Below are 13,193 nucleotides of genomic sequence, written 5' to 3' on the forward strand. Positions count from 1 at the left end.
ATTTTATTTATTTGAGGGGGTTTTACACATGGCTGAAAAGAATTCTAGCGGCTTTGTTCAAGACAAGTTAATTCCACTTGCCGGCAAACTTGCTTCTTCTCGTCATTTGATTGCTTTGCGTGATGGTATGACATTAGCTGTTCCAATGATCATCATTGGTTCATTGTTCATGATTATCGCACAATTCCCAATTCAAGCCTATCTAGACTTTATGGCTGGTATCTTCGGTAAGAACTGGGCAACCGTATTACAATATCCAACTAACGCTTCATTCCATATCATGGGATTGATTGCTGTTATCGGTATTTCTTATAACTTGGCTAAGAGTTATAAAGTTGATCCAATCTCTGCTTCAATCGTTTCATTGGGTGCTTTCATTCTTACAATTCCTTTGAAGACAGATAAAGCTGGAGCATTGTGGGTTCCACTAACACAATTGGATTCAGCAGGTTTATTTACAGCTATTATTGTTGGTCTATTTATCACCGACTTCTATGTTTGGATGGTTCACAAGAACTGGACAATCAAGATGCCTGATACAGTTCCACCTGCAGTAAGTAACTCATTTGCTGCTTTATTCCCAGGTTTCATTGTTTTAGCACTTGTTTGGGTAATCCGTATCGGTGTTGAAGCAACACCAATGCAAAGTATTCCAAATATCATTTCCTTCTTCTTGGCTACACCATTGGGCCACTTGAGTAACACATTGCCTGGTGCTTTAGTTGCTGAATTCCTTGTTTCATTCCTATGGTTATTCGGTATTCACGGTGCCAACGTTGTTTCCGGTGTTATGATGCCTATCTGGTTAACAGCTTTGAACCAAAACCACGCTGCCTTTGCTGCTGGTAAAGCTCTACCAAATATCGTTACAACATCATTCTTCGATAACTTCGTCCACATGGGTGGATCTGGTGCCACAATTGGTTTGGCTATGCTACTAGCATTCGCTGCCAAGAGTAAAGAATTGAAGACATTAGGTAAACTTGTTGCTGGACCTGCATTGTTCAACATTAACGAACCTATCGTCTTCGGACTTCCTATTGTTATGAACTACAAGATGGCTGTTCCATTTATTTTGACACCACTTGTTAACGTAACAACAACATATGTATCAATGGCTACTAACTTAGTTGCTAGACCAATGGGTGTTTACATTCCATGGACAACTCCACCAGTTCTATCAGGATTTATTTCAACTGGTCACATTTCTGGTGCTGTTCTACAAATTGTCAACATCGTGCTTGATACTTTGATTTACTTCTACTTCTTCAAGTCAATGGATAAAGAAAAATTGGCTGAAGAATTAGATGCAGCTAAAATCAGTAAATAACATTTAACTTTTTTGGAGGTCATGTTTTGAGAAGACTTGGATTATCATTATATCCAGAGCATTCAACTTTAGAAGATGATAGAAAGTATCTTGATACTGCTAGTAAACTAGGTTATTCACGAATCTTTGCTTCATTGCTTGAATTAGGCGATGACAAGGACAAAACCATTAACCGTTTTAAAGAAACGATTGCTTATGGAAATAAGTTGGGCTTTGTTACAATAGTTGATATGAATCCTAGATTATTCAAAGCACTTGATATTAGTTATGATAATTTATCATTTTTCCATGATCTTGGCGCTGCCGGTATCAGATTGGACGAAGGTTTCTCTGGTATGGAAGAGGCTAAGATGACTCGTAATCCTTACGGGTTGAAGATTGAAATTAATATGAGTTCTGGTACACACTACTTGGATAATATTATTTCATATCATCCTGACACAAATAACCTCCTAGGTTGTCATAACTTTTATCCTCAAAGATATACTGGCTTAGGTGAAGACTTCTTCATTAAATGGTCAAACTTTTTCAAGAATCGTAATATTCACTCAGCTGCCTTCATTAGCTCACATAGTGCAACATTTGGTCCTTGGCCTGTTCAGGATGGTTTGCCAACGCTTGAAGATGATCGTGATTTACCAATTGCGACACAAGTTAAGCATTTGCTCTTGAGTGGAGTCGTTGATGATGTCATCATCGGAAACACTTATGCATCTGATGAAGAGCTACAGGAAGCTTCTGAAGCCTTCTATGCACCTTATCCAGTATTAAAGGTTGATTTCTCAAACAATGCGACTGATCTTGAAAAAGAAGTTATTTTGAATACTACCCACGTCTATCGTGGTGATGCATCTGACTACTTGTTGCGTAGTACAATGACACGAGTTGTTTATAAAGATGGGAACTTTCCTGCCCATGATACTCAAGATATCAAACGCGGTGATATCATCATTGTTAATGAAAACTACGGTCAATACAAAGGTGAGACGCAAATCGCACTTCGTGATATAAAGAATGACGGTCGTCGTAATGTTATCGGACACTTGAATTCTGACGAGGCTTTCTTGTTGAATTACATCAAGCCTTGGAGTAGTTTCAAACTAGCATAATAAAAATAAAGAAATACTATTCTCAATTGAATAGTATTTTTTTATAGGGAGGGAAATATGAATAAATATTTACTCGATGAAGATAAATTTGATGAGTTTTATAAATTATATTTGTACTCATTCAATCGCGAGGATTCAAAGCATCGTAAGGATGTTTTGAAAGAACGCTTTGATCATTCAATGGTATATGGGTTAATGAATCATAAGAAACTCGGCAGTGGACTCTTCAGTATTCCATTTGATGTTAATTTCCACGGTGTTGATTATAAGATGAATGGTATCGGCGACGTTATGAGTGCTCCTGAATTCGGGGGCCGCGGTGGTGCCGGAACGTTATTGAAAGCTGCCTTGACCGATATGTATCACAATCAGATCACATTGTCTTATTTAGCGCCGTTTTCCTACGGATATTATCGTCAATTTGGTTATGAACAAGTCTTTGACCATAGCGTTATAACGATGAATAATGATCGACTCCCACGGATTAAAAATGCTACAAGCGGTCATGTTGAACGTGATGATATTAAAGATTTGAGCGATGACATTAAGATTATGTATTTGAGCAATAATCATCGCGGTGGAGTGGTCCGTCCAAAGTGGTGGTGGGATCACATGCTTGATAAACATGGAGATTATCAAGTTGCTACGGCGTATGATGATACTGATCAATTGATTGGTTATCTAATTTACTACAATGAAGGCCCAACTTTCAATATTCACGAGTGGTTTAATGAAAATCCACTTAGCCGTCAATTGTTAGGTAAATTTGTTACAAAACATCAGTCAATTTTTCAGAAATTCGTCTATGAATCACCAGATCCAGATTTCAAGGCTGATTTATTAGCTGATCCTAATTCAGCACAAGTTACTGTCACACCTTATATGATGGCTAGAATTGTTGACTTGAATGATTTTATGAAACGTTATCCAGTTCAAACGTTGGTTATGCCAGAGGTATATTTCAAGGTTAGTGATGATTTAGAGTGGAATAATCATATTTGGCAACTATCGATTGAAAACGGTGTTGTAAGTTTCGAGATTGCCGATAAGGCAACTCCTGACATGGAAATGACTATTCAAACGTTGACTAAAGCCATGTTTGGCTATCGTTCCTTAAATTCGTTGTTTGAACTCGGGGTTGTAGCGGGTGATAGTGAAAAAATTGATCAGTTAAATGATGTCTTTGTAAATGAAAAGCCACAATTAATTGATTATTTCTAAATTTAATTAGATGTTTGGGTTTAAATCCGAGCACCTTTTTATTTATCAAATTTTTTTTAAAAATTGAGAGTCTTCTTATATAGAAGAAAAGAATTATGGATTTGGATTTGAAGTGGATTAAATACCGTAGACTTTGTGTATATGTATTGCTTCAAGAGAAAGCACGAATGCCTGTTATAAAGCTTTTTATATAACTAGTGATTATTTCTGAACTTGTCGTTGATATCGGTTTCCCTTTAATGCTAGTAATTCAATGATTAATTCAAATTAATTTGATGCATATGGTAAATAAAATATAACCGACAAAAAAATCAATAATGTCTGACTTAAATTTGACTATTTTGATTTTTAGATAATTTAATTATATGATTTTTAATAAATATAATAGTAAAATTTCAATTGAAATAAATATATTAAAGTGTATTCTGAAAGTGCAAATACTTTAATGAAAAGCATTAATATGTGAAGGGAGACAGAGTCGTATGACATGGAGTTACTGGCGTGTTTCGCCCGTTATTACGAGTATCTTTTTCATTTTGGGTGTTTTCACGCTTTATCAAGTTGTCTTCGATTGGCTGAAAACCATCGTTCATGAGAAAAAGCTGTCAATTACTGATAACACATTGAGGTCTGCTTTTGGTGTTATCTACATGTTAATTTTCGTATTCGGCATGCAGTCAACAATAGTGGGAAAAAGTATTTCGTGGGAATTCATGAACTTTATTATCATTGGCTTGATTTTCTGTGCATACTTTCTTAACATTAGAGTTCCATTTTATTATTTTGTACCAATCGTTTTAGTTTATATGGTCTTTAACAATTCTATTGGTTATTGGGAATCATGGGCGCACGCTTTGAGTATCATGATTACTTATTGGACATTCAATTATATTCGTAGGAGACAAGTTAGAAAGCATCCATTCGTTGGCTACATATTTGTCGGTGTCGTTTGGGGAGCAATTATGTGGTTCTTCGTTGCAGTAAAATTCCATTTAACTACAAGAGTTTTCTTGCAAGAATGGAGTTATCTGATTATATTTGAAGTTCTACTATATAGTTATGTTCGGATGTTGTTACGTGAAAGTGATGTTAGAGGAAGACTTGTTGCTTTTGCTAATCATGATGCGTTAACAAAGACCGAAAATTATGCGGATTATGTGTCTGAAATGAAGGTGCTCTTTCCAGAGAGCCTTAGAAATAAGCTGAGCTTGTCGATGATGATGTTTGATATTGATCATTTTAAGCAAGTTAATGATACATACGGTCACTTGGCTGGTGATTTAGTTTTACAAAAGGCCGTAACAGAGACTCAAAAGGTAATTGATAATAATGATCCAAAAGTGAAGTTATATCGGACTGGTGGCGAAGAGTTTAACGTCGTCTTCCCAGGATATGATTTACCATCGACTGAACCGATTGTTAGACAAATTTTTACATCTTTGAATAATTTGGACATTCAAGATGGTAAAAACCAAATTAAGATTACAATTTCGGTTGGAGTATCTAGTTTGGTCGCAACTGACAAGAGTCCGGATGATTTTTACAGTCGAGTGGATGATAACCTTTATCATTCTAAGAAGAACGGGCGTATGCAAATTACGGCTCAATAAGTTTAGATATGTTCGTACAAAAAGGATAGTTATTAAATATTGTCCTTTTTGTGGATTTCATCAAAAAGTTTGATTTATCAATGATTTAATTAGTCTCAAACGGTTTTTAATCAATTGATTCTCGCTATTCTTTAATTAAGTGGAACGGCGGGATTTTTTTGTGCTACTATGGCATAGTTATCGTTTTATATAAAAAAAATTATAAATAATTAAAAATAGCCTAGCAGGGGGTTTCAGGTTTTTGACATGGTCAGTTTGGCGTTTGTCGCCATTTATCACGAGTGTTTTTTTTGTTTTAGGTGTTTTTACATTGTATCAAGTCTTTTTTGATTCTTTGAGGACTTGGTTTTCTTCAAAAGGTATACGATTTAACGAATATCTCGTAAATTCTTGGCTTGGTGTTATTTATATGGGGATTTTCATTATCAGCATGCAATTAACGATTGTTGATACACCGATTTCTTGGCAATTTATGAATTTTCAACTTATTGCCTTGATTTTTTGCGTGTATTTTTTAAATGTTCATGTTCCGTTTTATTATTTATATCCACTGTTGGTTTTATATATGCTTTTTAATGGTTCGATTGGTTATTGGGAGTCTTGGTGTCACAGTGTTACATTACTAAGTTTCTATGAAGTACTAAGTCACGTCAGACGTAGACAACATAATGATCACCCATTTTATATCTATATGGCAGCAGGTATATTTTTCGGTGGACTGTTGTGGCTCTTTATGAAGATAAAATTTGGCTTCGGTTGGAAAACATACTATGAAGAGTGGGCTTATCTAGCTATTTTTGAAATGTTGCTATACAGCTATGTCGGAATGATTTTGCGAGATAGCAATTTAAAAATGCGTTTGTTGGAATTTGCCAATCATGATTCTCTGACAAAAACGGAGAATTATGCAGCCTACGTTTCGGAAATTCGCAACCTCTTTGATGCTAGTTTTCATAGTAATTTATCGCTTTCGATGATGATGTTTGATATCGATCACTTTAAGCAGGTTAATGATACTTATGGTCATTTGGCCGGTGATAAGGTGTTGAGGCATACGGCGGATGTTGTTCAAACGATTATCGACGAGAATGATCCGAATGTTAAATTGTATCGGACTGGTGGCGAAGAATTTAATGTCATTTTTCCAAGTTATGATCTATCGGCTACGGAACCGATTGTCCGACAGATTTTTATGGCATTGAATCACTTGGATATTGATTTAGATGATAAAGCGGGTAATTCAATTTCCATTACTGTCTCAGTTGGTGTTTCAACGATTTCTAAAGAGGATTTGAACCCAACTGACTTCTACTCACGTGTTGATGGGAATCTTTATCATTCGAAGAAAAATGGTCGTATGCAAATAACTGCAAAATAAAATATTCCGTCTACAGAGCTGGAAAATATTCACTAGCTGTGCGGAACGGTCCGAGCCAAAGTGCGGTCTCGAACCTCGGTTTGAAGCCTTGACACAGCTCGTTAAGTCTCCACGGCACACAAATATTTTCCAGCTCTTCCGACTAAATAATTGTTTTTATGTTCAGTTCATTTTAAATTAAACGAAAATTAAATCAAATAAGAGCTGTAATCCTATAATTTGGATTACAGCTCTTATTTATGTTGTCGCTATTAAATGGCTTTAACGTTAGCTTTCTTTGTCTTAGGCATCACTAAGTTAAGTATGATAGCAGCGATAGCAGCCATGGCAATTGGTGAACCTAATAAGTATTGCAAGATTTGTGGAGCGTTTTTTGTAACATTAGCTGGTAGAAGTACCAAGGCTAGTGTCAAAATAATTGGAATACCGATAATGTAAAGGTCACGATCAGTTGTTTCTAAACCACGGATAACGTTTAAACCGTTAAGCATGATTGTAACTGTGATGATTGCGAAGACACCACCGATAACTGGAGCAGGGATGGCAGCTAGAAAGGCTGACAATTTACTGAAGAAACCTAAGATTGAGAACCAAATTCCGGCGAATAAGAAAACTCTTTTACTTGCGACACCAGTGATTGAAATAACACCGGCATTTGTTGAATAACCAGTAACAGGTGTAGTACCAAGCAATGCGGCAACTAAACAACTCAAACCTTCACCAATAATACCGTGATTCCATTGTTTGTCAGTGATTTCGTGATTTGTAACAGCACCCATGGCGAACCATGTACCAGTTGTTTCAGTTGTGATAACGGCGTAAATGATAATGAAAGTAATAATAGCTGAAGGGCTAAAGTTAATACCCCAGTGGAAAATAGTACGTTGTGGAAGACCGAACCAAGCAGCATCAGAAACTGCTTTCCAGTCGAATAATCCCATCATTGTTGAAACAATAGTACCGACACCAAGAGCTAAAATAATTGAACTAGTTCTGAAGAAACGACGAACGCTAGGAAATTTCAAACTGATACCAACAGAAACTAACAGTGTTAAAGCTGTTACAGAGGCTAAAATAATATTGTTGTCAATTTTACCTGGAGCGTTGAAAATATTACTGTTTAGAGCAGTAGGAATCAATGATAAACCAACACAAGTGATAATCGTACCACCAACTAAAGCAGGAACTAAACGATTAATGATTTTTTGGAAGACGCCAGTGACACCTAAAAGAATAAGGATTAAGGAACCTACTAATAAGGCACCAATCAGCGTTCCCATACCATTACCCTTCAAACCGCCTGAAGCTAAGACAACACCCGCAGCGGCGCCTAATGGAACGAATGAAGGTCCTTGAGAAACAGGCATCTTCATGAAAACGAAAGTTTGTAAAATTGTACCGATACCAGCAGCCAAGAATGTTGATTGTAATAGTCCCATTTGATCACTGAGGCCCATTGCCATCATTCCGGCGAGAATAATTGGTGGGACGTAGATATCCATTGCTAAGACATGTTGAAGACCTAAGAAACCAGCTTCACCCATGCCAATTTTGTCGTCAGGGCCAACTAATAAACTGCTCTTGTTGTTATTTTCCATTATTTTCTCCTCGATTGTCATGTACTAAATTACCAGCTACATAGACTTGCTTGATATTTTCTTTATTTGTGTGATACACAAGTCTCTCAAATATATCGTTTGAATTATTTGATGAGATTTCGAAGTATTGATCTTGGACAATTTGAAAGTCGGCTTTGAAACCAGCTTTGATTTGTCCTGATTTGATATGTAAGGCGTTAGCACCGCCGATTGTTGCTAAATAGAAGACATTGCTGGCTGAAAGACGTGCCGGCTTTTGACTGGAATCTTGTAACATCTGTGATGACATAATAGCTTGTTGCATATTTCGATAAATACTAGGAGAAAAGCCTCCGGAGATATCGGTACCTAAACCGATTTTGACATTCTTTTGATTAGCGTCATGAACACGCATGACAGAGTTTCCAAAGTAAGCGTTGGAAATAGGGCAGTGAGCGATAGCAGTTTGAGTTTGTTCAAAAAGATCCAAGTCACTGTCACTTAATTGAGTTCCGTGTGCCATAACAGATTTGTCAGTCAATAATCCAAATTTGTTAAGTACTTCAGTATCACGTAAATTAAAACGGTCAATCGCATATTGATCTTCCCAAATACTTTCACTACAGTGCGATTGAATCGGTAAGTCATACTTTTTAGCCAAGTCGCCCAGACCTTGCAATGTTTCATCAGTACAACTAGGAACAAAACGTGGCGTAATAACTGGTGTTATATCAGCATTAGTTTGTTCCCGTAATTCTTGCATTTTGAGAATAAATGTTTCGGTTTCTTCCAAAGCAACTTGGGATGATTCATCACGATAGTAATCAGGAGTTTGTTCGGGATTGTCCATCGCAACTTTACCAATAAAGGCACGTTGTCCTAGCTTCGCACATACTTTGGCTAAAACTAAGTTAGCATCGGTGTGAACTGAACCAAAGAACAAGCCAGTCGTAGTACCATTGGCTAATAATTCTTTGATCAGGCTTTGGTAAACTTTTTGAGCATATTGTAAATCTTTGAATTTAGCTTCGAGTGGAAAAGTATAAGTGTTGAGCCATTCGTTCAACGGTTTGTCCAAAGCTAAACCGGCCTGAGGCCATTGCGGAGCGTGAATATGTAAATCAGTGAATCCTGGTAAAAGGTAACTTCCTTTGGGTATATGTTTGAGGATATCGTTATCCAAAGCAGCTTGTTTGACAATCTGATAATCGCTATCAGAAGCGGATACAACGCGGTCAATAGTTCCTGACTGGTCTACACATATAAGTGAATCTGGTGTGAAATCCGCCTTGTCAAACGTTGCTGAAGAAAAATAATTTCCCTCAAAAACTATTTGATAGGTGATAATCTAACACTTCCTTAAATTTTATGTATTAAGAATAACATGAATAATTATGTAAAGAAATAGTAAATAGTTCGTATTTTGCTTGAATGTCAAAAAAATCGAGGAAAAAATAGACGAAACGTTCATTATTTTTAGATATGAATATTTTTGTATGCGCTTTAAGTGCTTTATTGAAAGTATTTAGTTTTGATTTGAGGTCGGAGGGGTGATTTATAAAATTACCAAGCAAAAATTTTGATTACCGATAAATTTTGATAGATAAAACGTCTAATTGGTACAAACCAAAGCTTTAGATTGACCATTGGTAATGAAATAAAATGTGAAAAAAATATCAACTAAAATTGTATTCAAAAGTACCGTTCTGTAGCTGTTTATTAAACTAATTCAAATACTAAAAATAAATGATTTAAAAATTAATTCAGTGAAACCGTTTACAAAATAAAAATTCTGTCATATACTAATCGGTGTTGAAAGATGAATATATTTTCAGTGAATTGTTACTATTAAATTAGGCGAGATCACTCAACGTATTTTCTTCAATGATATGTCCAAAGACTATCATTAGAAAAAGCGTTGGTGGTCTCTTTTTTGTTGTCAGAAAGGGGGTAATGAGATGGTAGAGATTGCCCAAGTCTTTAACAATAACAGTGCGTTAGTTAACCTAGGAGATGATCGCCAAGCAATTGTAAAGGGCAAAGGAATCGCTTTTAAGAAAACCAAGGGTGGACAAGTTGATTCAAGCAAGATTGAGAATATCTTTTATTTAAATACAAAATCATCACGAGAAAATTTATACTTTTTGATCAAAGATATTCCAATTGATGTTGTGACTACTACTTATGAAATTATTGATTATGCTAAAAAAGAATTTAACTATAACATTTTAGATTACGTCTACATCACCTTGAGTGACCATATCTTCGGTTCATATCAAAGATTATTGGCTCACACTTATCAGGAGAGTTTAATTCCCGATATGAGTGAGCAATATCCGGACGAGTACGAAATTGCCAGTCATGGATTAGATGTAATCAATGAAAATCTTCATGTTCACTTCCCAAGGTCGGAGATTAAAAGTATTGCACTACATTTCATTAATGCTAAAGGTGAAGAGTCAGAGGCTAGTGACTTAAAGGAAAATACTTCCAAGGAAGTTAGCGACATTGTGACAACGATTTTGAATAAGAATCGGATTTATCGCATTGAAGGAAATGGTAATTACTTTGACCGTTTCATGATTCATTTACAGTATTTAGCAGGACGCCTTGATAATGACGACACTGAAGATCGTGACTTTAGCAATAGGCTGGAATCGGAGATGAAAAAAGAATATCCCCGTTCTTCTAAGATTGCTAAAGAAATATACACAAGTCTTCAATCAAAGCTTTCGACGAGGCTAAGTAGTAATGAACTATTATATTTCATAATTCACATTCAACGATTAACACAAGAAAAAACTACGAAGTAGAGGTAATTATTATGGCAGTTACAAAAGAACAAATTTCAATGGCAGGATTCGAAATCGTGGCTTACGCTGGGGATGCTAAGACCGCTTTAATCAAGGCTTTAGAGAGTGCTCGTGTAGGTAAAATTGAAGAAGCTAGAAAATTAGTTGAAGAAGCTAATCAATCAATTGTTGATGCTCATAACTCACAAACAAAGATATTGGCTGATGAAGCTGGTGGTATGGACATGGACGTTACATTCATCATGGTTCATGGTCAAGATACTTTGATGACAACGATGATGTTGATGGACGAATGCAAGTTCTTTATCGATGAGTATGAACGTATTAATAAGATTGAAGAAAAGTTAGATATGAAGAATTAGAGTTTTAGATTCAAATTTGATCTAGGGGGAAAGTAATTATGTCAGGTGTATTTGATAAGCTCAAACCGGCCTTTGAGGCCATTGCTGCGAATAAATATGTTTCTGCTATTCGTGACGGATTTATTGCCTGTATGCCAATTATCATCTTCTCAAGTATTTTCATGATGATTGCCTATGTTCCAAATGCATGGGGATTCTATTGGCCTACTAATGTAACAAATATTTTTATGATTGCTTATAACTATTCAATGGGACTATTAGCATTGTTCGTTGCTGGTACAACAGCTAAGAACTTAACAGATAGTCAAAATTTGGAATTGCCTAAGACAAACCAAATTAATCCTGTTTCTGTAATTATTGCATCAGAAATTGCTTTTATTATTCTATCAATCTTGCCATTAAAGACTGGTAATGATCTAACTTATATGGGTACACAAGGTTTGATCTGTGCTTATATCGTTGGTCTAATTGTTCCAAATATTTACTATATCTGTATTAAAAACAATGTAACTATTAAGTTACCTCCACAGGTACCACAAAATATTTCACAAACATTTAAAGATCTTATTCCTATGGCTTCATCCGTTACACTATTCTGGTTATTCGGTATCGGATTTAAAGCTGCAACAGGAACTATTCTTCCTCGTTGGATTATTCAAGTTCTATCACCACTATTTAGAGCTAGTGATTCTTACATTGGACTTTCAATTATTGCCGGAGCCATGGCCTTCTTCTGGTTCTGTGGTGTTCAAGGTCCATCAATCGTTCAACCAGCCGTTGTTCCTATTATGATTGCTAATACTGCTGCTAACTTACAACAATATCAAGCTGGTGTTCATGCATCACACGTTTTAGCTATGAATACAATGGATTATGTTATGAACTTTGGTGGTACTGGATCAACATTCGTTGTTGCCTTTATCATGTTGTTCGCTGCTCGTTCAGCCCAATTGAAGGCTGTTGGTAAGGCTGCCTTTATTCCTGGATCATTCTCAGTTAATGAGCCTGTACTTTTCGGTATGCCAATTATCATGAACCCAATGTTCTTCCTACCATTCTTGGCAACACCTATTGTCAATGTATGTATGTTCAAGTTCTTCGTTAACGTATTAGGTATGAACAGTATCATGTATACAATGCCTTGGACAATTCCAGCACCAATTGGTATTTTGATTTCAACTGGTTTCGCTCCGTTATCATTTGTCTTTGTTCTCTTAGCTTTAGTAGTCGATGTACTTATCTACTTCCCATTCATTCGTGTTTACGATAAGACATTGTTAACAGAAGAAAAAGCTAATGAAGCTAAAGTAGCTGCTGGTGAAGGCGATGTTACCGTTGCCGGTGCTACTCCAGAAGTTGCTCTTGATGCAAACGATTCAAATGAAACTGCCACAGTTGAAGCTTCTTCAGACAATGCTGGTGAAACAACAGTTGCTACAAGTTCATCTAAGGATACAGAAGAGTACTTTAAGAATAATGAAGTTGATGTCTTGGTATTATGTGCCGGTGGTGGTACCAGTGGTATTTTAGCCAATGCTTTGAATAAACTTTCAAAAAACAAAGGTCTGAAATTATCTGCTGCTGCACGTGCTTATGGTCAAGATATGGATCTCATTCAAAATATGAACATGGTTATCTTAGCTCCACAAATGGAGAGTATGAAAGGTAATCTAAAGAAAATCACTGATAAGTATGGCGTTAAGTTAGTAACTACAACTGGTCGTCAATACATTGAATTAACAAACGATGGCGATAAAGCCTTGAACTTTGTTGAATCTAATCTTTAATTCGGA

General features: G+C 36.1%; 10 protein-coding genes. 8 read left to right on the forward strand and 2 right to left on the reverse strand.

Annotated features, from left to right (window positions below; genetic code table 11):
* Positions 1–28 precede the first annotated feature (28 nt).
* The 5 genes from celB to AAA923_RS04215 all read left to right on the forward strand — a co-directional run bounded on the left by celB (position 29) and on the right by AAA923_RS04215 (position 6,648).
* Positions 29–1,330 (forward strand): PTS cellobiose transporter subunit IIC, encoded by a 1,302-nt coding sequence (celB, locus tag AAA923_RS04195; RefSeq protein WP_338214808.1) that lies wholly within the window; start codon positions 29–31, stop codon positions 1,328–1,330.
* Between the two features lie 26 nt (positions 1,331–1,356).
* Complete coding sequence (locus AAA923_RS04200; RefSeq protein ID WP_338214810.1) at positions 1,357–2,439, forward strand: DUF871 domain-containing protein; 1,083 nt, start codon at positions 1,357–1,359, stop codon at positions 2,437–2,439.
* Between the two features lie 57 nt (positions 2,440–2,496).
* Positions 2,497–3,660, forward strand: a complete 1,164-nt coding sequence (locus AAA923_RS04205; protein WP_338214812.1) for a GNAT family N-acetyltransferase — start codon at positions 2,497–2,499, stop codon at positions 3,658–3,660.
* A 482-nt stretch (positions 3,661–4,142) separates the two neighbouring features.
* The gene (locus AAA923_RS04210; protein WP_338214813.1) at positions 4,143–5,270 is read left to right on the forward strand and encodes a GGDEF domain-containing protein; all 1,128 of its coding nucleotides are present in this window, start codon (positions 4,143–4,145) and stop codon (positions 5,268–5,270) included.
* Between the two features lie 241 nt (positions 5,271–5,511).
* Positions 5,512–6,648 carry a GGDEF domain-containing protein gene (locus AAA923_RS04215; RefSeq protein ID WP_338214815.1) on the forward strand — a complete coding sequence of 379 codons (1,137 nt, stop codon included), beginning with the start codon at positions 5,512–5,514 and terminating at the stop codon, positions 6,646–6,648.
* 251 nt (positions 6,649–6,899) lie between these two features.
* Here AAA923_RS04215 and AAA923_RS04220 read toward each other — a convergent pair whose 3' ends face one another.
* Together AAA923_RS04220 and guaD are read right to left on the reverse strand one after the other, a co-directional pair.
* A complete protein-coding gene (locus AAA923_RS04220; protein WP_338214817.1) occupies positions 6,900–8,246 on the reverse strand; it encodes a uracil-xanthine permease family protein in 1,347 nt (448 codons plus the stop codon).
* Positions 8,236–9,558: a guanine deaminase gene (guaD, locus tag AAA923_RS04225; protein ID WP_435890160.1), complete on the reverse strand. Its 1,323-nt coding sequence runs from the start codon at positions 9,556–9,558 to the stop codon at positions 8,236–8,238. The genes AAA923_RS04220 and guaD overlap by 11 nt, the downstream gene beginning before the upstream one ends.
* Positions 9,559–10,183: 625 nt before the next feature.
* Between guaD and AAA923_RS04230 the strand changes: the two genes are divergently transcribed.
* Genes AAA923_RS04230 through AAA923_RS04240 form a run of 3 tightly spaced genes read left to right on the forward strand, consistent with a single transcriptional unit; the run spans position 10,184 to position 13,187 of the window.
* Entirely contained in the window at positions 10,184–11,038 is an 855-nt protein-coding gene (locus AAA923_RS04230) for a PRD domain-containing protein (RefSeq protein ID WP_338214819.1), read from the forward strand.
* A gap of 11 nt (positions 11,039–11,049) precedes the next feature.
* Positions 11,050–11,400 (forward strand): PTS lactose/cellobiose transporter subunit IIA, encoded by a 351-nt coding sequence (locus AAA923_RS04235; protein WP_338214821.1) that lies wholly within the window; start codon positions 11,050–11,052, stop codon positions 11,398–11,400.
* A gap of 38 nt (positions 11,401–11,438) precedes the next feature.
* Positions 11,439–13,187 (forward strand): lactose-specific PTS transporter subunit EIIC, encoded by a 1,749-nt coding sequence (locus AAA923_RS04240; protein WP_338214823.1) that lies wholly within the window; start codon positions 11,439–11,441, stop codon positions 13,185–13,187.
* Positions 13,188–13,193: the final 6 nt, after the last annotated feature.

Source organism: Companilactobacillus muriivasis (assembly GCF_036246245.1).
GTDB classification, from domain to species: Bacteria; Bacillota; Bacilli; order Lactobacillales; family Lactobacillaceae; genus Companilactobacillus; species Companilactobacillus muriivasis.